The sequence below is a fragment of the Bacillus sp. CH_48 genome, from assembly GCF_038008465.1.
Lineage (GTDB): Bacteria > Bacillota > Bacilli > Bacillales > Bacillaceae_G > Bacillus_A > Bacillus_A thuringiensis_S.
Window position 1 is genome coordinate 2,428,289 of record NZ_JBBOZF010000001.1, and the last position, 20,571, is coordinate 2,448,859.

A 20,571-nucleotide genomic window follows, 5' to 3' on the forward strand; every position below is an offset into this window, starting at 1 on the left:
ACAAGGGGGACCTGCAACATGTTAGAAAGAACGTTGCGTGTATTAGAATACAATAAAGTAAAAGAACAATTACTTGAACATACAGCCTCTTCACTTGGCCGTGATAAAGTGAAGCATTTAGTGCCGAGCACTGATTTTGAAGAAATTGTAGAAATGCAAGATACAACGGATGAAGCAGCGAAAGTCATTCGTTTAAAAGGTAGTGCACCATTAGGTGGCATTACGGATATTCGTTCAAATGTGAAGCGTGCAAAGATTGGAAGCATGTTAAGCCCGAATGAGCTACTTGATATTGCGAATACGATGTATGGTAGTCGCAATATGAAACGTTTCATTGAAGATATGGTTGATAACGGTGTCGAGCTTCCGATTTTAGAAACTCATGTCGCTCAAATTGTATCTTTATATGATTTAGAAAAGAAAATTACAAATTGCATCGGTGATGGCGGTGAAGTAGTCGATAGCGCGAGTGATAAACTGCGTGGTATTCGTACTCAAATTCGTACTGCGGAAAGTCGTATTCGTGAAAAGTTAGAAAATATGACGCGTTCTTCAAACGCGCAAAAGATGCTGTCTGACTCGATTGTAACGATTCGTAACGAACGTTACGTAATCCCAGTAAAACAAGAATACCGCGGCGTATATGGTGGTATTGTTCACGATCAATCTGCTTCTGGACAAACGTTATTTATTGAACCGCAAGTCATTGTAGAATTAAATAATGCACTACAAGAAGCACGAGTTAAAGAAAAACAAGAAATTGAACGTATATTATTAATGTTAACAGAAGAAGTGGCAGTAGAAGCCGATATCGTTTTATCAAACGTAGAAGTAGTTGCAAATCTTGATTTCATCTTTGCGAAAGCTTTTTATGCGAAGCGAATTAAAGCAACGAAACCAATCGTAAATAACGAGCGTTATATGGATTTAAGACAAGCTCGTCATCCGCTAATCGATCCAGAAATTATTGTGCCAAATAACATTATGCTAGGTAAAGATTTCACGACAATTGTTATTACAGGACCGAATACAGGTGGTAAAACAGTTACGCTGAAAACAGTTGGTATTTGTGTATTAATGGCGCAATCTGGTCTTCACATTCCAGTAATGGATGAGTCAGAGATTTGTGTATTTAAAAACATCTTTGCTGATATTGGTGATGAGCAGTCGATTGAACAAAGCTTAAGTACGTTCTCCTCACATATGGTGAACATTGTAGATATTTTAGAAAAAGCTGATTTTGAAAGCTTAGTTTTATTTGATGAATTAGGTGCTGGAACAGACCCGCAAGAAGGTGCTGCACTAGCAATTTCGATTTTAGATGAAGTATGTAACCGCGGTGCTCGTGTTGTTGCTACGACGCATTACCCAGAATTAAAAGCATACGGATACAACCGTGAGCAAGTTATTAATGCGAGTGTTGAGTTTGATGTAAATACATTAAGTCCAACTTATAAATTATTAATCGGTGTACCAGGTCGCAGTAACGCCTTTGAAATTTCAAAGCGCCTTGGATTATCTGATCGCGTTATTGATCAAGCACGTAACCACATTAGTACAGATACAAATAAAATTGAAAATATGATTGCGAAGTTAGAAGAAAGCCAGAAGAACGCAGAGCGTGACTGGAACGAAGCAGAGGCACTTCGCAAACAATCTGAGAAACTTCATCGTGAGTTGCAACGTCAAATTATTGAGTTTAACGATGAGCGTGATGAAAAATTATTAAAAGCGCAAAAAGAAGGGGAAGAAAAAGTCGAAGCTGCGAAGAAAGAAGCAGAAGGTATTATTCAAGAACTTCGTCAATTGCGTAAAGCACAGCTTGTAAATGTGAAAGATCATGAGCTTATTGAAGCGAAGAGCCGTCTAGAAGGCACAGCGCCAGAGCTTGTGAAGAAACAAAAAGTAAACGTAAAAAACACTGCGCCGAAACAACAGTTACGGGCAGGTGATGAAGTAAAAGTATTAACGTTCGGTCAAAAGGGTCAATTACTTGAAAAAGTAAGTGATACAGAGTGGAGCGTACAAATCGGTATTCTGAAGATGAAAGTAAAAGAATCTAACATGGAATACATTAACACACCGAAGCAAACAGAGAAAAAAGCAGTCGCAAGTGTGAAGGGTAGAGATTACCACGTTTCATTGGAACTTGATCTTCGCGGTGAACGTTATGAAGATGCAATGATGCGCGTTGAAAAATATTTAGACGATGCCCAGCTTGCAAGTTATCCTCGTGTATCAATCATTCACGGTAAAGGAACAGGAGCGCTTCGCCAAGGTGTACAAGATTACTTGAAGAAGCACCGCGGCGTGAAGAATTACCGTTACGGTGACATGGGCGAGGGAGGCCTAGGCGTAACAGTTGTCGAATTAAAATAGAAAACAACGAAACAAAGGGGAAACCATTATATGTTTATGGACAAACTTGCAAAAGTATTGTTAGCTTGTTGTGGAATATTTTTGGTGATTGGGGTTATTTATTTAGTTGTTTTTGCGAATTGAAAAAGCGTCAATCGTGGCATAATGATATTGCCATAGATTGACGCTTTTAATATATGTGAAAAGGAATAAAACATGAAAATCAACCAATACATAAGCGAAGCAAAATCCTGCTCAAGACGTGAAACAGATCGCCTCATTAAAGCTGGACGCGTGGCTATTAACGGCGAAATATGTACGCACGGTGCACTCGTGAGCGATGGTGATGTAGTAACGATTGATGGGCAGGTTATTGCAAAAGAAGAGAAAGAGAAGGTGTATATAGCCTTTCATAAGCCGGTCGGAATTACTTGTACAGCAGCCGATCATATTGAAGATAATATTATTGATTATATCAATTATCCAGAGCGAATCTTTCCAGTTGGGCGATTAGATAAAGCATCAGAAGGACTTATCTTATTAACGAATGACGGTACGATTGCGAATCAAATTTTACATGGTGATCATGAGCACGAGAAAGAATATGTTGTCACAGTCGATAAACCTTTTACGGACTGGTTTATTAATGAGATGTCCAGCGGTGTAAAGATTAAAGATGGTATGACGAAGCCGTGTAAAGTGACGAGAGTCGATCAATCAACATTTCGTATCATTTTAACGCAAGGGATGAACAGGCAAATTCGTAGAATGAGCCGTGCTTTCGGGTTTACTGTAATAAAGCTAAAGCGAGTACGCATTATGAATATAGAGCTAAATGAGCTTGAAGTAGGAAAGTGGAGGAGCGTTACATCGGAGGAATTAGACATTCTAATAGATCAGTTATAGGGAGGAAAAGTTTTCTCCCAATATTTTTTTGTCAGAAAAAATAAAACTATTGATTTTTTAAAAAATAGCCCATATAATAAAAAACAACAAGTTTCGACAAGATATTTTATAAAAGTAATGATGAGGACATGAGTTGTATTTTACGATTCTCAGAGAGGGGAGCCTTAGGCTGTGAGCTTCCTAATACGAAAAGACAAGCTTACCACCTCTAAACTTCAAGAGTGAACTGCATACATGATGCATTGTAATTCTTGACGGATAAAACCGTTATCAATTTACACGAGCTATAAAATGAGCTTATTTTGCTATAAATTCATTTTATTAGAATAAGGGTGGAACCACGATTTCAACACTCGTCCCTTTGTTAGGGACGGGTGTTTTTTGCGTTCTTTTACGGGGAAGTGTGCTTGAAAGAGGATATGTGACGGATTCTTTTTCAGAATATTTTGTTAATTAATTATTTTAGGAGGTTAGTAGAAATGAAATCATCTTTAAAGTTTTCAGAGATGTTTGCAATAAGTTTAATGTTATTTGCACTGTTTTTTGGTGCAGGTAATATGATTTTTCCACCAGCGTTAGGGCAAGGTGCTGGAACGGACGTATGGATCGCGCTGTTTGGTTTTATTGTAACAGGCGTTGGACTACCTTTATTAGGCGTAATTGTTATAGCTTTAAAGGGAGATATTAATGAGCTAGCAGGACGTGTACATCCTATATTCGCACTTGTTTTTATCACTGCCATTTATTTATGTTTAGGCGTATTCGTAAGTGTGCCGCGTACAGGAACAGTAGCTTATGAGATGAGTGTTGCACCGTTTTTACCAAGTGAGATAGCAGGTCAGTCATATCCACTTGTTATCTTTACACTTATTTTCTTTGCAGTAACTTTCTATTTAGCTTTAAATCCTTCGAAATTAGTGGGGCGTATTGGTAAAGTGCTAACTCCAATATTATTAGCTGTTATTGCAATTATCGTAGGTAAAGCACTTATTACACCAATTGGAGAATTTGGTGCACCGACAGAAGTGTATAGTGCTCCTCTCTTCAAAGGATTTATTGATGGATATTTAACTTTAGATGGACTTGCAGCACTTGTATTCGGAAATGTTGTAATTCATGCGTTAAAAGAAAAAGGCATTACAAATAAAAATAGTATTGCAAAAGTAACAATCTTTGCAGGATTTATTGCAGCGCTTGGTCTACTACTTGTGTATTTAGCGCTTGCTTATCTTGGAGCTTCTAGTGTGTCACTTGGAATGGGCGCAAACGGAGGAATTATTTTAACAAATGTGGTGAATCATTTATTTGGCAGTTACGGAACTTTATTACTAGGGATCGCAATTACAGCAGCATGTTTAACAACTTCTGTAGGTATTGTTGCAGCTTGTGGTGATTACTTCTCTTCCTTATTACCAAAGCTTTCTTATCAAAAAGTCGTTTTCATTTTCTGTGTATTAGCATTTATGGTAGCAAATCTTGGGTTAACTCAGTTAAATGCATTAGCATTACCAATCTTAATCGCTATCTATCCAATTGGAATCGTACTTATCGTATTATCACTTGTTGAAAACTACGTTCGTCTTCCATTAGCGATGTATGTGGGGGGGATTGTAGGAGCATTTGCAATCAGTTTCTTTGATGGATTACACAATGCAAACCTTCAAATTGCAGCGCTAGCACCTATTTTAGATAAGATTCCATTATATAGTGTAGGAATTGGTTGGTTAGTTCCAGGCATAATCGGTATAGGATTTGGTTATATAGTTTCTAAGTTTCAAAAGCAGGAAATTGCTGTAGAAAAATAGAGAAAAGAGGCTTTCTATAATAGAAAGTCTCTTTTTTTGTAGAAAAAGCCATATATAGAGAAATTCAGATATTAAAAATTTTATACGTAATATAGTTGACAAAAAATTTATGAGTAGGCTAAGATTGACTTAGTTGTGGAAATATTGGAAGGGAAGTGAGGGATAAGGGGTTTCTATAACTATAGTGTTGTTATGGGAAGAGGTGAAAGAAGAGGCGAAGAGATAGTTTATTTTTTTTGATTTATATTGAGAATGATAATCAATAAAAAAGTTTTATAATTTTTTCTCAGTTTCTATGCCTTTGTATAAGGAATAGGGTGAGATATTATTTTTAATATTCAATGAGAATGATAATCAATAATACTTATGTTACATAAAAGAATGCTAATTAAATAATAGGTAAAAGAGATTATTTTTTTCTTATAAATTGAGAATAATTATCATTTTCAAAAAAGTGAAATGAAAGATAACCAAGGAGGAAACAAGAAAAATGAAAAAGGTTTCTGTATTACCCGCTTTTATTATAACGTTCGTATGTATGCTAGCTTTTCTTGTAATGCCATACGGAAATGCTTCAGCAAAACTAGCTGATGGTACTTACGATATTAATTACGTAATTCAAAAAGCGGAAAATGATTCAGCTTCAATGGCAAATGACTATTTTGAAAAGCCAGCAAAATTAGTAGTGAAAAACGGTGAGATGAGAGTACAAGTTCCGATGAATCATAGTGCTTGGATTACAGAATTTAAAGCACCAGAGAACGGGGATTTTGTTGATGCGAAAGTTGTTAGTAAAGATGAATCGGCAGATAAAAGAACAGTAGAGTTTAAAGTAGATGATTTATCCAAACCGGCAGCTGTAAAAATTCATGTTGTTGTACCAAATGCAAACTATGACCACCACTACACAATTCGTTTTGCTTTTGATGCAAATGTAAAAGCTGTAGGTGGCGATAACGGCATAGCTGCTACTACAAAAAATAATGATCAAGCGAAAACAGATACACAAGTAAAAGAAGAGAAAACAAAAGTAGAGAGTAAGGAAACAGCTAAAGAAGTGAACAAAGAAACAAAAAATGAAAATGGAAAAGCTGAAAAAACAGATAATCCAAAAACAGGCGATGAAGCACGTATTGGATTGTTTGCAGCGTTAATTCTTATTTCAGGTGCTTTCTTAATTCGTAAAGTGAAGTTGAGTAAATAAATCTTTTGAAGGGTGATGAATATATGTTTAAACAATTTAAAATGATTATTGCCGTATTTGCTGTTTTATTTACGTTTATCGCAACACTAGGTTTACAAGATGCAAAGGCTGCTACAAAACTAGCTGATGGAAAATATAATATTGCTTTTACTGTATGGAAAGGCGATAAAGATGAATCGTCTAGAATGAATAGTTATTTTGAAAGCCCAGCAACATTAACAGTTAAAAATGGAAAACAATATGTTTCATTTAAAGTGAAAGATAGTGCTTCTATTAAAAGTTTCCAAGTAGAAAAAGATGGTCAATTTGTAGAAACAACCGTGTTAAGTGAAAACAAAAAAGATAATACTAGAGTTGTAGAATTTGAAGTTGCTGACTTGTCAAAAAAACTAAATGGCAAGGTGAAAATTAATATTCCAATTATTAATTATAATGCTTCGTATGATATTCGCTTTGTATTTGATGGGAATAGTATTAAATAATTTTCAAAAGGGAGAGTCGTTCCATTGAACAGGTATACAAAAATTATTGTTGCTATGTTTTTAATGATATTTACATTCGTATCAACATTACAACCACTTGCAGTTCAAGCAGCTACCAAGTTGGCTGACGGTGAATATTCAATTGGCTTCAAAGTTTTAAAAGATACATCAGATGAAGAATCAATGATGAATCAATATTCAGTAAGCCCGGGAACTTTAAAAGTGAAGGATGGGAAAAAGAAAGTATCCTTTACATTAACAAATAGTTCATGGATTACGAAGTTTGAAACAGAAAAAGCAGGTAAGCTAGTTGCGACAAATGTAATTAGTGAAGATAAAGAAAAAGATACAAGAGTAGTAGAATTTGATGTAGAAGATGTAGAGAAGGTATTAAATGCAAAAGTAAAAGTAGATATTGATTTTTTAAATTATCATCATGAGTACGACGTTCGTATTGCATTTGATCAAAATAGCATTACACCAATTCATGTAGAAAAACCAAATGAAAAAGAGGACCCAGCTAATAAGCCAGATCCAAATGAAACTACCGATCCAGGTCAGAAGCCCGACCAAAAGCCTGACCCAGATCAACAACCAAATTCTAACACAATTACAGATGGTGCGTACAGCATTCCATTTAAAGTGTTAAAAGATCAAACAGATGAAGAATCTAAGATGAATACTTACATGGTAAATCCAGGAGTATTAAAAGTAGAAAACGGTAAGAAAAAAGCAATTGTAACACTAAAAAGCAGCTCATTAATTAAAAATTTCCAAACGGAAAAAGATGGCGCATTTGTTGATGCAAAAGTAGTGAGTGAGGATAAGGAAAAAGATACAAGAGTAGTAGAGTTTGAAGTAAACGATTTATCTAAAAAACTAAATACAAAAGTATTTATCGAAATGGCATCAAGAAATTATAAGCAAACGCATGATGTACAACTTTTATTTGAACAAGGTAAACTTGAACAAATTAAAAATGAAGAGAAACAACCAGAAGTAGAAAAACCAGAAGTAGAAAAACCAGAAGTAGAAAAACCAGAAGTAGAAAAACCAGAAGTAGAAAAACCAGAAGTAGAAAAACCAGAAGTAGAAAAACCAGAAGTAGAAAAACCGGAAGCAGAAAAACCAGATGAAAATAAAAAACCAGATGCTGAAACAATTAAAGATGGTGAATACAGCATCAATTTTAAAGCGTTAAAAGATCAAACAGACGAAATTTCAATGATGAACACATATACAAAAAGTCCAGGTGTGCTAAAAGTAAAAGATGGTAAGAAGTATGTATCATTTACGTTAACGAACAGTTCTTGGATTACAAAATTTGAATTTGAGAAAAATGGTTCGTTTGTTGATGCAAATGTAATAAGTGAAGATAAAAAAGCTGATACACGCGTAGTGGAAGTAGAAGTGCCAGATTTATCGAAAAAGTTAAATGCAAAAGTAAAAGTAGATATCGATTCAATGAATTATCACCATTTTTACGATATTCAATTTGCATTTGATAAAGGTAGCATTAAGCCGTTAGATAACCAAGGCGGAAACAACAACCAAGGTGGAAACGACAATCAAGGCGGAAATAACAACCAAGGCGGAAACAACAACCAAGGCGGAAATAACAACCAAGGTGGAAACGACAATCAAGGTGGAAACAATAACCAAGATAATAACACAACAATTGATCCAAAAGCTCTTAAAGATGGTGAATACAGCATTGGCTTTAAAGTGTTAAAAGATCAAACAGATGAAATCTCAATGATGAACACATACACAAAAAGCCCAGGTGTATTAAAAGTAAAAGATGGTAAGAAATACGTATCGTTTACATTAACAAATAGTACATGGATTACGAAATTTGAATTTGAGAAGAATGGTTCTTTCGTTAATGCAAAAGTGTTAAGTGAAAATAAAGAACAAAATACAAGAGTAGTAGAAGTAGAAGTAAACGATTTGTCTAAAAAATTAAATGCAAAAGTAAAAGTAGATATTGATTCAATGAATTATCACCATTTCTACGATGTTCAATTTGTATTTGATCAAGACAGTATTAAAGCTTTAGGGAACCAAGGTGGAAACGACAACCAAGGCGGAAACAACAACCAAGGCGGAAATGACAACCAAGGTGGAAATAATAACCCGAGAGTAATAGTTGATCCGAAAAATTTAGTAGATGGCCAATATGATATTACATTTAAAGTATTAAAAGATAAAACAGATGAAATTTCAAAGATGCATGACTATGTTGTAAATCCAGCGAAATTAATCGTAAAAGATGGTAAAAAATACATTGAGATGAAGCTGAAAAATAGTGCGTGGATTACGAAATTCCAAACGGAAAACAAGGAACTATTCGCTGATGCGAAAGTAGTAAGCGAAGATAAAAATGCAAATACGCGAGTAGTACAGTTTGAAGTAGAAGATCTATTTAAAAAATTAAACGCAAAAGTAAAGGTAGACATCGATGAGATGAACTATCATCATTTCTACGATGTACAAATTCAATTTGATACAAATAATATCGGCGCGTTAGGAACTATTAAAGAGGAACCGAAGAATGAACCGGAAAATCCAGTGACTACACCGAAAGTAGATAATGTAAAAACAGTAGGTACTCCTGATTTTAACCGAAATGCAGATGGTCAGAAGAAAAAAGAAGATACAAAAAATGATTCAAAAAAAGAGAAAAACTCAAAAACTGCAGATACAGCACAACTTGGTTTATATATGGTGTTACTGCTAGGTTCACTTGCTTTACTAGTTCGTAAATATAGAGCAGGTAGATTGTAATTTTTGGAGTCTTGATGCATGTTCGCGTGCATCAAGACTTGTTTCATATTGTATGGAAGGGAGTGGTGATTGAGAGTGAAGAAAATCGTAAGTGTACTAATGGCTATCATTTTGTTAATGAGTATAGCCGGGTGCTCGTCACCAAAAAAAGAAACAGCAAAGCAGGTAAAGAGTGAGAGTAAAGAGCGCGTTGTTGCAACAACAGTGGCTGTTACTGAAATTATGGATGCGTTAGAAGTAGATTTAGTCGGTGTTCCAACAAGTTCTAAAACTTTACCGAAGCGATATAAAGGTTTACCTGAAGTTGGGAATCCAATGAGTCCAGATATGGAAAAGGTAAAGTCATTAAAGCCTTCAGAAGTGTTATCTGTGACAACACTTGAATACGAATTAAAGCCAGTTTTTGATGGTGTGGGTATGAAAGCAAACTTTTTAGATTTAACGAGTTTAAAAAATATGCAAAGTTCTATTAGCGATTTAGGTAAGAAATATGGACGTGAAAAACAGGCTGAAGCAGTAGTAACTAAGTTAGATAAAAAGGTTGCTAGCATTCAAAAGGAAGTAAAAGGAAAGAAAGAACCGACAGTGCTTATTTTATTAGGTGTGCCGGGAAGTTATTTAGTAGCAACAGAGTATTCTTATATTGGAGATTTAGTAAAACAATTAGGTGGTAAAAATATTGTGCAAGGTGAACAAGTAGAATATTTAGCTTCTAATACAGAGTATTTAAAGAAAGCTGATCCAGATATTATTTTACGAGCAGCTCATGGTATGCCTGATGAGGTTGTAAAAATGTTTGATAAAGAATTTAAAACAAATGATATTTGGAAACACTTTGCTGCGGTTAAAAATAACCGTGTTTATGATTTAGAAGAGCGTTTATTTGGAACGACAGGCAATTTAGCAGCAATTGAAGCTTTAGATGAATTGAAAAAAATGATGTATCCGTGATGCATTTTAATATAAAGGAAGAGTAGAATGAATAAAAAAACTTGGAGTTTCCTCATTGTTACTGCATTGCTCATTGTTATGACATCATTGTCAGCGATGAAAGGGAGTTTAGAAGTAGGTATTGTTGAACTTGTACAAGGGATATTTATAGGTGGAAATGAAGATGTTGAAGTCATTAAAGATTTACGTTTCCCTCGTATTATTATTGCGCTGTTCACTGGAGCGGCTCTTGCTGTTTCAGGGGTGCTTTTTCAAGCTGTTATGAAGAATCCACTCGCTGATGCTGGGGTAATCGGTATATCTTCAGGAGCAAGTTTTATGACACTCGTTATTATTACTTTGTTCCCGCAATTCTTTTTCTGGACCCCCGTATTCGCCTTTTTAGGTGGTGCGCTTGCGTGTTATCTCGTTTATTCGTTTTCATGGAAGTCAGGGTTAAACCCACTTCGCATTATTTTAATTGGTATTGCCATTAATGCGATGTTTACTGGATTAAATGAATCATTCGTTACGATTTGTGGGTATTTTATTAAAAGTATTAAGCAAACGACGACTTCTAACATAACAATGAAGACGTGGGGCGATGTAGAAATAATGGTGACTTATGGAACGATTGGTCTTATTCTTGCTCTGTTCGTAGGAGCTTGGTGTAACTTATTATCGCTACAAGATAAGACTGCGAAAAACTTAGGCTTGCACGTGACGAGAGTTCGTCTTATTATTTCTGCCATTGCAGTACTCTTAGCGGCAGTATCAACAGCGATTGCAGGTGTTATTGCTTTTGTAGGATTGCTAGTTCCGCATATTTCAAGACAATTGGTCGGTTCAGACCATAAAGTATTAATTCCATTTTCTGCTCTTGCAGGGGCGTTATTAATTTTGACGGCGGATACGATTGGAAGGTTAATTGTGCCACCTAATGAAATTCCAGCAGCAACAATTATGGCGGTTATTGGTGGTCCATTCTTAATATTCTTGCTTAGAAAGAGTGATAAAGTTGATGGAAATTAAAAATGTAACCTTTTCATATGATAACGTAACAAATCGTTTAAAGTCTGTTAGTAGTGAAATAGAAATTGGGAAAATTACAACAATCATTGGCCCGAATGGATGCGGGAAATCAACATTACTTAGTGTCATGTCTAGAAATCACGTTCCTAGCAGTGGAGAAGTAATACTTGATGGGAAAGCGATTAGTGAATATAAACCGAAAGAGTTTGCTAGAAAGCTAGCAGTTGTCCACCAACAAAATGAGGCTCCAGCAGATATTACAGTGGAAAAGCTAATAAGCTTTGGGCGTATGCCATATAAAAATATTTTCTCTCCGCAAACAGATGAAGATAGAGAAGCGATAGAGCGTGCACTAGTATGTACGAATTTACAAAGTAAGCGTGATAAGCCAATCTATGCTTTATCCGGTGGAGAGAGGCAGCGAGTTTGGATCGCAATGACATTAGCTCAAAATACACCAATGCTTTTCTTAGATGAACCGACAACCTATTTAGATATTTACTATCAGCTAGAAATATTAGAATTAGTGAAAGAGTTAAATGAAGTGTATGGATTAACGATTGTAATGGTATTACATGATATTAATCAAGCCATTCGTTATAGCGACCATATTATCGTTATGAAAGATGGAGAGATCATTACGAAAGGTAATCCTAATGATGTAATAACAGAAGAGATGGTTAAAGCAATATATGGTGTAGATGTCATTGTAAAACAGGATGAAGATACTGGATTGTATATGGTACCTATGGGAATCTAAAGGCTGAGTATAATCCGTTTTGAGGTGATAATTTGAATAGCAAGAACGGACGGAAAAAGAATTCTTTTTTTCAACGCATACTTACAATTGCGTTTTTAGGAATCTTTTTCTATTCAATGTATGAGTTGGGTGGGATTTTCATGGATTATTATGAAAATCGTAAAGTAATGGCTGAGGCACAACATATTTATAAAAGAAGTCCAATGGAAGAAAAATCGGAAGACGGAGAGGTACGTAAACAGTTTCAGGATCTCCAGAAAATTAATCCAGAGATAGTCGGATGGATTACGATGGATGATACACAAATTAATTATCCAATCGTTCAAGCAAAAGATAATGATTACTATTTATTTCGTAATTATAAAGGTGAAGATATGAGAGCGGGAAGCATTTTTATGGACCATCGTAATGATGTGAAATCTCAAAATCGAAATACGATTTTATATGGCCATCGTATGAAAGACGGTTCTATGTTTGGTAGTTTAAAAAAAATGTTGGATGAAGACTTTTTCATGTCCCATCGTAAATTATATTACGATACATTATTTGAAGGATACGACGTTGAAGTTTTTTCAGTATATACGACAACAACGGACTTTTATTACATTGAAACGGATTTTGAAAATGATGCAGTATATACATCGTTCTTAAAGGAAGTTCAAGAAAAATCACTGTACAAAACGGATACGGAATTGACGGCTAATGATGAAATCGTAACACTTTCTACTTGTGACTATGCGCTTGATCCAGAGGCTGGAAGGCTAGTTATACACGCAAAGTTAGTAAAAAGAAATTAAAGAAAAAAGTATAGAATATGAGAAGTGATAGATAACGCTTCTCATATTCTATACTTTAAAAAAGAACTGTTTTTACTGTGCTGCAGCCATTGGCATACGTACAACTTTTACATCATAGTAAGCAATTTTATTATCAAGAATATATTCTGGCATTCCACCTTGATGTGAGTGAGCATCTTTAAATGCGGCGCTCTTTGTCCAACCTTGGAAATCTTCTTTTGCATTCCATCGAGTGCTAATTGTTACCTCATCATAATCAACTGTATTTTGCGTTAAAAGAACTTCTAGACCTAAAAAGCCTGGCATCGTTTCAACTTTACCTACTTTATTAAAACGCTCAATTAATTTATGTCCATTTCCCTTTGTAATTTTAGCTGTATTTGTAACAATAATCATGTTTATTCCTCCTATAAATGTAGCTATATTTTCAAGAACTCATATACATTAAATGATAATGAAAATCATTATCATTGTCAATGGTAAATGTGAAATATATAATTTTTTTCTATTATTTTGGACAGTGAGATTTCCATTTCAAAACGTAGTAAATATGTGGCGGTTAAGTGCGAGAATGAGCGAGTTGTACTAGCAAAGCAATAATATGGTATAGTGAAACGAGGCTGTTTTTTCAGGCTCGTTTTTTAAATGCTTCCTATAGAGAAAGCATGCAAATGGAAAGGAAGTTATTATATGCGATCAGAAGTAACTATAAAAATAAAACCGAAATTTATAAAAGAAATTAAAAGTGGATATCCACTTATTTTAAAAGATGCAATTCAAAATTTAAACGATGTTCGTGAAGAAGGGACAATCATCAAAGTAGTAGATGAGAAGAACAACTTTGTCGGAAAAGGTTATTATGGAAAACAAAATAAAGGATACGGCTGGATTTTAACGAGAAAAGAGAGTGAACAAATTAATCAATCTTTCTTTGAAAGTAAAATCAAATCTGCCTTACATAAACGAAAACAATTTTATAAATCAAGTGATACGACAGCATTCCGCGCCCTAAACGGTGAAGGTGATGGTCTTGGCGGACTAATTATCGATTATTATGACGGCTACTACGTAGTAAGTTGGTATAGTGAAGGGATTTATACTTTCAGAGATGAGATTATAGCAGCTCTGCAAAAAGTAGCAAACTTTAAAGGCATTTATGAGAAGAAGCGTTTTGATACGAAAGGGAAATATATTGAGGGTGATGATTTCGTAGCAGGAGAGCGCGGTGAGTTCCCGCTTATCGTAAAAGAGAACGGTGTGAACTTCGCTGTTTATTTAAATGACGGGGCAATGGTTGGTGTATTTTTAGATCAACGTAACGTTCGAAAACAAATTCGTGATAAATATGCAAAGGGAAGAACAGTGTTAAATATGTTCTCTTATACAGGTGCTTTCTCTGTATTTGCAGCGCTTGGCGGAGCGAGTAAAACGACGAGTGTTGACCTTGCAAATCGTAGTTTAAGTAAAACGATTGAGCAGTTTAGTGTCAATGAAGTTGATTATGAAGCACAAGATATTATTGTAGAAGATGTATTTCTTTACTTCAAATATGCAGCTAAGAAAAAGATGAAATTTGATATGGTCGTACTTGATCCTCCAAGCTTCGCCCGATCAAAAAAATATACATTTAGTGCAGCAAAAGATTATAAAAATTTATTGAAAGAAACAATTGCTATTACAGAAAATAACGGTATTATCGTTGCTTCTACAAATTGTAGTGCATTCGATATGAAAAAGTTTAAAGGCTTTATCGATACAGCCTTTAAAGAAATGAATGGCAAATATAAAATATTAGAAGAACATTCTTTACCAGAAGATTTCCGTACCATTGATCAATTTAAAGAAGGAGACTATTTAAAAGTAGTTTTCATCGAGAAAATTAAAGGTTAATAAAGAAAAAGGAGCTCGAGTTTACTTGAGCTCCTTTTCTTATTGAACGATATTTTGTACTCTACCGACTTGCCCGTCCTGCAATCGCACTTTAATGCCATGTGGATGGGAAGGGGAGTTTGTTAAAATATCTTTTACAATGCCACGTGTTAATTTGCCTGTTCGTTGATCTTGTTTTAATACAATATCAACTTCAAGACCGGGTGCGATATTAGAACGTTTTTGTCCGTTCATTTACACACCTGTACGTCTACGTTGGTTGTTTGTCTTCTTTGTTTGTTGGTTTTGTAATTTTTTCGTTTCTTGGTTTTGATTTTTTGCATTTTGACCATTTCCATTTCCTTGCTTTTTCTTAGCAAGTTGTTCACGCATTAAATCAGCTAAGCTTACTTTTTTGTTTTCTGACATGATAAGTCTCCTTTATATAAAGTTAATTATGAACAATCGTAGTGAATTTCATCATATCATTGTTAAGGAAGGAAGGGAAGTTGGTTTGAAAATTCATATAACTGTTTCCAGCATTCATTCGTTGCGATACAATTGATATGTTAATGTTTGTAAAAAAAGGGGATAGACATATGTCACATCATATTTTATTAGTTGAAGATGATATTTCAATTCAAGAGATGGTGGAAAAATATTTATTAAAGGAAGGCTTTCAAGTTACGATGGCGTCTGACGGGGAAGCAGGGGTGCAAACCTTTTTTAAATCATCTTTTGATTTAGTGATCCTTGATATAATGATGCCGAAGTTAGACGGATTAGAGGTTGTACGTATTATTCGTGAAAAAAGTGCTGTTCCGATTTTAATGATGTCGGCAAAAGATACAGATGTTGATAAAGCTGTTGGCTTAGGACTTGGAGCAGATGATTACATTTGTAAGCCATTTTCTATGATTGAATTGGCTGCACGTGTAAAAGCAGGGATTCGGCGGTCTACGAAATACTCGGCTACAGAAACAACAGAAAAGATGATTCAGATTGGCGATTTAACAATCGATCCAATTAATTTTACTGTAGAAAAAAACGGGAACCCTCTCAAGCTCACTTTAAAAGAATTTGAGATTTTAAAACTGTTCGTAAAAAATCAAAATCGTGTATTTACAAAAGCGCAAATATATACGTTAGTTTGGAATGAAGAGTATTACGGTGATGATAACGTTATTAATGTTCATATGAGAAGATTGCGTGAGAAAATTGAAAGTGATCCATCTAATCCAGAATATATTAAAACGTTATGGGGCATCGGCTATAAGTTGGAAGTGATGTAATATGGTCAATTTGTTAATAGGTATTATTTTTATATTGTTATGTGTCATTTATATGCAATATAAAATGAGAAAAAATAGTAGTAAAAATTTACGATACACATATGAAAAGTTAGAAAGTATTGTAAATGACAAAACAGGCGAGACGTTACTCGTTATGACAGATGATCTAGAATTGCAAAAATTATTAGTGGCAATTAATCAATTATTAGATGCAAAACAGAAAACGAATGCAGATCATGCCAAAGTAGAAATTTCGATGAGAAAAATGCTTTCAAATATTTCGCATGACTTGAAAACACCACTAACAGTTATTCTTGGATATACAGAAATGTTAAATAAGGATAAAACGATAAGTGAAGAAGAACAACAAATATTACTTGAAAAAGTGCATACGAAAACATTAGAAGTGATGGAGCTAATTCATAAGTTTTTTGATTTGGCAAAATTAGAATCTGGTGACAAAGCAATTGAAATGACAAAAGTAAATATGAATGAAGTTTGCCGCGAGAAGATTTTATCTTTTTATGATTTAGTGACGACGAAAGGTTTTCAGGTTCATATTGATATACCAGAAAGAAATATATACGCACTTGGAAATGTAGAAGTATTAGGCAGAGTATTGAATAATTTAATATCAAATGCAATTACATATGGAGATGATGGAAAGACACTCGGTATGACTTTAAGAGATGATGAAACGAGTGTGTATATAGACGTATGGGATAAAGGAAAAGGAATTGATGAATCTCATATTGATAAAGTGTTTGAGCGAATGTACACACTTGAAGATTCAAGAAATAGATCGTACCAAGGAAGCGGTCTAGGATTAACGATTACGAAACGGCTTGTGGAAGCGATGGACGGAGAAATACATCTTTCTAGTAAGCCCTATGAAAAAACAATTTTTACAGTTGTATTAAAAAAGATGCTGTTTTAGCTTGTAGAGAAGTAAATTCTACAAGCTTTTTTTCAGCGTAAGGAATTTGTAAGGAACGGGTAAGAAAAAAGAGATTTCTGTTGTCTATTATAGAAATATAGAGTATTGCGAAAGGGGAAAGTAACATGACATATATAGTAAAAACAAACCAGTTAACGAAAGTGTTTAAAGGGAAAGAAGTTATTTCCGGTGTTAACATGCATGTGAAAAAAGGAGAAATTTATGGTTTTTTAGGACCAAACGGTGCTGGTAAAACAACGATTATGAAAATGATTACAAATTTAATAAAACCGACGAGTGGTGATATAGAAATTTTCGGTGAGAAATTAACAGATACATCGTATGAAGTATTAAAAAGAATGGGGACAATTATTGAATACCCAATCTTTTATGATAAATTAACGGCGAAAGAAAACTTAGACCTGCATTGTGAATATATGGGCTACTACGATAAAAATGCAATTGACCATGCTTTACATTTAGTGAAACTACAAGGGGTAGATAATAAAAAAGTAAAAGATTTTTCATTAGGAATGAAACAACGACTCGGTATTGCAAGGGCAATCGTGACAAAGCCAGAATTGCTCATTTTAGATGAACCAATTAACGGTTTAGATCCAATTGGCATTAAAGAGTTACGAGACTTATTTAAAATGCTCTGCAAAGAATACGGTATTACATTATTAGTTTCTAGTCATATTTTAGGTGAGATGGAATTAATGGCCGATACAATTGGTGTGATTCAAAATGGAAAACTAATAAAAGAAGTTTCAATGAAGAGTATTAACGGAAAGCAAACAGAGTACATTGAAATCACTGTTCCTGATGTGAAACGTGCAGCTTATATTTTAGAAGATAAACTTGGTATAAAAAACTACAAAATAATGAGTGGAACCATGATTCGTGTGTATGATACGTCAGTGTCTCAGCAGGCCATTTCAAAAGCACTTATTATGAACGATGTGGAAATTGAAAGTATTAATAAGAAACATAGTTCCTTAGAAGAATATTTCTTAAATGTAATGGATGGAGAAGGTATTCATGCTTAATGGACTGTGGCTGAACCTGGTAAGTGGATTTATCGTAATGCTAATAAGTGGAATTTTATATTATAGAAAACCAGAGCGGAAATGGTTGTTAATTCTACTAGTGATAGGAATGTTAAGCTTCGTTACTGCTGGAATTAGAATGTTAGCAGCATAAAGACAGTTATATAAAGAATGGAGGAGTGGTTTGTATGCTTAGATTAATGAAGCTCGAATGGAAGAAACATAAATTATCTAGTTACTTTAAAGGGGTAGCAATTTGTATTATAGCAATTTTCGCTGCAGTAAGCCTTATGGCGTTGGGAATTAAAGCCGAGGGAGACGTGCTCTTCTTTGACTTCACGCAACAAATGGTTTTAATAAACACTTTTATTAGGATAACATTCATTATTTTTAGTTCGGTCATTTTATCACGGTTAGTAATAGACGAGTATAAGAACAAAACAATGCAACTATCGTTTATGTACCCGCTGCAAAGGAAAATGCTAATGAGGGCGAAATTAACAATTGTTTTTTGTTTTTGTTTTGTGAGCACGATTATCGCTACTTTCATTATTAGTTTGCTCGTTTATTTTGTGAGTCCAATGATGGGACTGATTGAAACACCTGCTACGATAGGCGAAATAATAGCTATCGTTCCAGCTACTATTATAAGTGCATTTATGATATCTGGTATAAGTTTAATTCCTTTATTTTTTGGAATGAGAAAGAAATCGACACCTACAACGATTACTTCCGCAGTAATAATTGGTATGCTGATTAGTGGTAACGTTGGGGCTGGAAACGGTCAAGTAAGTATGTTTGATTTTATAGCTATCCCAATTGTGCTCTGTTTATTAGGGATTTTCATTAGTTATCTATCTTATCGTAAAATCGACAAGGTTGATGTGGCATGAAGTAAGCTTAAAACAACAACGAACTGGGGTATGAATGGTGAAAAAGATAATAGTAATTGCAATTTTACTTATTACAATTGCTAGTGTGGTTTTGGGGGTTAAGGTGTTTCAGGGGAAAGGAGGACTATCATGTTACGTCTTATGAAGCTAGAATTGAAAAAGTTTAAGCTTGGCTGGTACGTAAAAGGGGCAGTTATTGCAAATATTACTATACTGGCATTAATGATCTTTACGAGCATCGTTGCTCAAGTAGAAGGTGATCCGGAAATAAGAGATCCGCAGATGATGTTGTTAACGGCTAGTACATTAGTAAGAGCAACATTTATTGTTTTTGGTAGTGTGTTAATCGCAAGGTTAATAATTGGTGAATATAAAAATAAAACAATAATACTTATGTTTTCTTATCCTATTAATCGGAGAAAAATGATGATTAGTAAGTTGGTCATTACAGCGACATTAACATTTATAACAGTTATTGTATCTAACATTTTAATAGTAGGAGTTTTCTTTGGGATAGATAGCTATTTTTCAATTCTTCCTAATCCATTTACAGTAGATCAATTAGTGCAAGAAGGAATAAATCTTGTTCCTTTAGCCATTGCAACTGCGGGAATAAGTTTAATCCCGCTATATTTCGGAATGCGTAAACGTTCAGTGCCAACTACAATTGTTTCATCTATTATTGTTGTGTCAATCGCAATTAATAACCAGCCAATATTTCCGATAGCGACTTTTCTACCTCTTCAATTCACATTTGCAGCGATCGGTATGGTGATTGCTTATTTTGGGATTAAAAATATTGAGAGTGAAGATGCATTATAAAGTTTCACATGAAACAAGTTACAGAAAAAGACAAGATATGTAAACATCTTGTCTTTTTTGTCGTTACATTTTAGGAGCTTCCATTCCAGCCGCAGCCCATTCTTCTTTTGCGGGACCATATACGCCAGGAACTGTTAAGCCGGCTTGTCGCATTAAAACCGTCATTTGCCCGCGGTGGTGATTTTGATGATTAATGAGTGTCATTAAAAATATAGAATTCGGCATAGGGCGACCAAAGAAGTCATTAATAGTAGCTAAGTCTTTATCAGTCCATTTACTTTGAAGTGTTTCAACAAAAGCCGCGTTTACTTTACGGTATTCATCTGCAATTGTTTTTGCAGAAGTTGGAACAGGATAATCTTTCGTTTCTCCTTCAAACTTTAGCCCTGTGCCAGATAGTATCACAGGAATTGCCGTCACGATATGCCAAGCAACTCTTCCTAAAGTCCAATGTTCAGGTGCAATTTCCTGTGATAAAGATGCATCGGTTAATGAATCAAGCATTTTCTGAGTAGACTCTGCTTCGTATGTCCATGATTGTAAAAAGCCTTCAATTGTTTGGTACATTATTGTTATCCCCCTCTACTTATGTTCATAGATTAAGTTCGAGAAGAAATGACAAGTTCCCTTTATGTTTTAATGATGGTA

21 protein-coding genes and 1 other annotated feature are annotated in these 20,571 nt (G+C 34.6%); of the genes, 17 read left to right on the plus strand and 4 right to left on the minus strand.

Annotated features, from left to right (window positions below; translation table 11 throughout):
• Positions 1-18: 18 nt before the first annotated feature.
• The 10 genes from N2V92_RS12190 to srtB all read left to right on the plus strand — a co-directional run bounded on the left by N2V92_RS12190 (position 19) and on the right by srtB (position 13,061).
• Positions 19-2,379 carry an endonuclease MutS2 gene (locus N2V92_RS12190; RefSeq protein ID WP_000893725.1) on the plus strand — a complete coding sequence of 787 codons (2,361 nt, stop codon included), beginning with the start codon at positions 19-21 and terminating at the stop codon, positions 2,377-2,379.
• Between the two features lie 195 nt (positions 2,380-2,574).
• A complete protein-coding gene (locus N2V92_RS12195) occupies positions 2,575-3,264 on the plus strand; it encodes a 23S rRNA pseudouridine(2604) synthase RluF (RefSeq protein WP_000700740.1) in 690 nt (229 codons plus the stop codon).
• Positions 3,265-3,372: 108 nt separating this feature from the next.
• Positions 3,373-3,628, plus strand: a binding site (T-box leader).
• 115 nt (positions 3,629-3,743) lie between these two features.
• On the plus strand, positions 3,744-5,069 hold the full coding sequence (gene brnQ6 / locus N2V92_RS12200) for a branched-chain amino acid transport system II carrier protein BrnQ6 (protein ID WP_000842652.1): 1,326 nt from the start codon (positions 3,744-3,746) through the stop codon (positions 5,067-5,069).
• A 490-nt stretch (positions 5,070-5,559) separates the two neighbouring features.
• Positions 5,560-6,273: a heme uptake protein IsdC gene (isdC, locus tag N2V92_RS12205; RefSeq protein ID WP_000757956.1), complete on the plus strand. Its 714-nt coding sequence runs from the start codon at positions 5,560-5,562 to the stop codon at positions 6,271-6,273.
• Positions 6,274-6,296: 23 nt separating this feature from the next.
• A complete protein-coding gene (locus N2V92_RS12210) occupies positions 6,297-6,755 on the plus strand; it encodes an NEAT domain-containing protein (protein ID WP_000476164.1) in 459 nt (152 codons plus the stop codon).
• A gap of 24 nt (positions 6,756-6,779) precedes the next feature.
• On the plus strand, positions 6,780-9,542 hold the full coding sequence (locus N2V92_RS12215; RefSeq protein WP_340864266.1) for an NEAT domain-containing protein: 2,763 nt from the start codon (positions 6,780-6,782) through the stop codon (positions 9,540-9,542).
• Between the two features lie 69 nt (positions 9,543-9,611).
• Positions 9,612-10,493: a heme ABC transporter substrate-binding protein IsdE gene (gene isdE, locus N2V92_RS12220; RefSeq protein ID WP_042595929.1), complete on the plus strand. Its 882-nt coding sequence runs from the start codon at positions 9,612-9,614 to the stop codon at positions 10,491-10,493.
• Between the two features lie 27 nt (positions 10,494-10,520).
• The gene (locus N2V92_RS12225) at positions 10,521-11,504 is read left to right on the plus strand and encodes a FecCD family ABC transporter permease (protein ID WP_042595928.1); all 984 of its coding nucleotides are present in this window, start codon (positions 10,521-10,523) and stop codon (positions 11,502-11,504) included.
• Positions 11,494-12,264: an ABC transporter ATP-binding protein gene (locus N2V92_RS12230; RefSeq protein ID WP_000403765.1), complete on the plus strand. Its 771-nt coding sequence runs from the start codon at positions 11,494-11,496 to the stop codon at positions 12,262-12,264. The genes N2V92_RS12225 and N2V92_RS12230 overlap by 11 nt, the downstream gene beginning before the upstream one ends.
• A gap of 32 nt (positions 12,265-12,296) precedes the next feature.
• Entirely contained in the window at positions 12,297-13,061 is a 765-nt protein-coding gene (gene srtB / locus N2V92_RS12235) for a class B sortase (RefSeq protein ID WP_002162479.1), read from the plus strand.
• 72 nt (positions 13,062-13,133) lie between these two features.
• On the opposite strand, the gene isdG is transcribed toward srtB, so the two are convergent.
• A complete protein-coding gene (isdG, locus tag N2V92_RS12240; RefSeq protein WP_000587818.1) occupies positions 13,134-13,457 on the minus strand; it encodes a heme oxygenase in 324 nt (107 codons plus the stop codon).
• A 294-nt stretch (positions 13,458-13,751) separates the two neighbouring features.
• Between isdG and N2V92_RS12245 the strand changes: the two genes are divergently transcribed.
• Positions 13,752-14,951: a class I SAM-dependent rRNA methyltransferase gene (locus tag N2V92_RS12245; RefSeq protein WP_001255945.1), complete on the plus strand. Its 1,200-nt coding sequence runs from the start codon at positions 13,752-13,754 to the stop codon at positions 14,949-14,951.
• A 39-nt stretch (positions 14,952-14,990) separates the two neighbouring features.
• Here N2V92_RS12245 and N2V92_RS12250 read toward each other — a convergent pair whose 3' ends face one another.
• Positions 14,991-15,185, minus strand: coding sequence for a YwbE family protein (locus tag N2V92_RS12250; protein WP_001014310.1), 195 nt, complete (start codon positions 15,183-15,185; stop codon positions 14,991-14,993).
• The gene (locus N2V92_RS12255; protein WP_001293576.1) at positions 15,186-15,359 is read right to left on the minus strand and encodes a hypothetical protein; all 174 of its coding nucleotides are present in this window, start codon (positions 15,357-15,359) and stop codon (positions 15,186-15,188) included. It abuts the gene before it with no gap.
• 170 nt (positions 15,360-15,529) lie between these two features.
• On the opposite strand from N2V92_RS12255, the gene N2V92_RS12260 reads away from it, so the two are divergent.
• From N2V92_RS12260 to N2V92_RS12285, 6 genes are all read left to right on the plus strand, one after another.
• The gene (locus N2V92_RS12260; protein ID WP_000018046.1) at positions 15,530-16,222 is read left to right on the plus strand and encodes a response regulator transcription factor; all 693 of its coding nucleotides are present in this window, start codon (positions 15,530-15,532) and stop codon (positions 16,220-16,222) included.
• 1 nt (position 16,223) lies between these two features.
• A complete protein-coding gene (locus tag N2V92_RS12265) occupies positions 16,224-17,159 on the plus strand; it encodes a HAMP domain-containing histidine kinase (RefSeq protein ID WP_000247674.1) in 936 nt (311 codons plus the stop codon).
• Positions 17,160-17,284: 125 nt separating this feature from the next.
• Entirely contained in the window at positions 17,285-18,208 is a 924-nt protein-coding gene (locus N2V92_RS12270) for an ABC transporter ATP-binding protein (RefSeq protein WP_000221121.1), read from the plus strand.
• Positions 18,201-18,362 carry a hypothetical protein gene (locus N2V92_RS12275; RefSeq protein WP_000931814.1) on the plus strand — a complete coding sequence of 54 codons (162 nt, stop codon included), beginning with the start codon at positions 18,201-18,203 and terminating at the stop codon, positions 18,360-18,362. Before N2V92_RS12270 ends, N2V92_RS12275 begins: the two co-directional genes overlap by 8 nt.
• 34 nt (positions 18,363-18,396) lie before the next feature.
• A complete protein-coding gene (locus N2V92_RS12280) occupies positions 18,397-19,101 on the plus strand; it encodes an ABC transporter permease (protein WP_000945208.1) in 705 nt (234 codons plus the stop codon).
• A gap of 129 nt (positions 19,102-19,230) precedes the next feature.
• A complete protein-coding gene (locus N2V92_RS12285) occupies positions 19,231-19,923 on the plus strand; it encodes an ABC transporter permease (protein ID WP_000945187.1) in 693 nt (230 codons plus the stop codon).
• A 63-nt stretch (positions 19,924-19,986) separates the two neighbouring features.
• On the opposite strand, the gene N2V92_RS12290 is transcribed toward N2V92_RS12285, so the two are convergent.
• Positions 19,987-20,490, minus strand: coding sequence for a DinB family protein (locus N2V92_RS12290; protein WP_000284975.1), 504 nt, complete (start codon positions 20,488-20,490; stop codon positions 19,987-19,989).
• Positions 20,491-20,571 lie beyond the last annotated feature (81 nt).

Coding starts and splice junctions, on each gene's coding strand:
- N2V92_RS12195 (WP_000700740.1), top strand. CDS start 2,575: ATGAAAATCAACCAATACATAAGCGAAGCAAAATCCTGCTCAAGACGT.
- N2V92_RS12265 (WP_000247674.1), top strand. CDS start 16,224: ATGGTCAATTTGTTAATAGGTATTATTTTTATATTGTTATGTGTCATT.
- isdG (WP_000587818.1), bottom strand. CDS start 13,457: ATGATTATTGTTACAAATACAGCTAAAATTACAAAGGGAAATGGACAT.
- N2V92_RS12250 (WP_001014310.1), bottom strand. CDS start 15,185: ATGAACGGACAAAAACGTTCTAATATCGCACCCGGTCTTGAAGTTGAT.
- N2V92_RS12290 (WP_000284975.1), bottom strand. CDS start 20,490: ATGTACCAAACAATTGAAGGCTTTTTACAATCATGGACATACGAAGCA.
- N2V92_RS12190 (WP_000893725.1), top strand. CDS start 19: ATGTTAGAAAGAACGTTGCGTGTATTAGAATACAATAAAGTAAAAGAA.
- N2V92_RS12225 (WP_042595928.1), top strand. CDS start 10,521: ATGAATAAAAAAACTTGGAGTTTCCTCATTGTTACTGCATTGCTCATT.
- N2V92_RS12245 (WP_001255945.1), top strand. CDS start 13,752: ATGCGATCAGAAGTAACTATAAAAATAAAACCGAAATTTATAAAAGAA.
- N2V92_RS12255 (WP_001293576.1), bottom strand. CDS start 15,359: ATGTCAGAAAACAAAAAAGTAAGCTTAGCTGATTTAATGCGTGAACAA.
- N2V92_RS12275 (WP_000931814.1), top strand. CDS start 18,201: ATGCTTAATGGACTGTGGCTGAACCTGGTAAGTGGATTTATCGTAATG.
- N2V92_RS12230 (WP_000403765.1), top strand. CDS start 11,494: ATGGAAATTAAAAATGTAACCTTTTCATATGATAACGTAACAAATCGT.
- N2V92_RS12270 (WP_000221121.1), top strand. CDS start 17,285: ATGACATATATAGTAAAAACAAACCAGTTAACGAAAGTGTTTAAAGGG.
- isdC (WP_000757956.1), top strand. CDS start 5,560: ATGAAAAAGGTTTCTGTATTACCCGCTTTTATTATAACGTTCGTATGT.
- N2V92_RS12210 (WP_000476164.1), top strand. CDS start 6,297: ATGTTTAAACAATTTAAAATGATTATTGCCGTATTTGCTGTTTTATTT.
- N2V92_RS12285 (WP_000945187.1), top strand. CDS start 19,231: ATGTTACGTCTTATGAAGCTAGAATTGAAAAAGTTTAAGCTTGGCTGG.
- N2V92_RS12260 (WP_000018046.1), top strand. CDS start 15,530: ATGTCACATCATATTTTATTAGTTGAAGATGATATTTCAATTCAAGAG.
- N2V92_RS12280 (WP_000945208.1), top strand. CDS start 18,397: ATGCTTAGATTAATGAAGCTCGAATGGAAGAAACATAAATTATCTAGT.
- brnQ6 (WP_000842652.1), top strand. CDS start 3,744: ATGAAATCATCTTTAAAGTTTTCAGAGATGTTTGCAATAAGTTTAATG.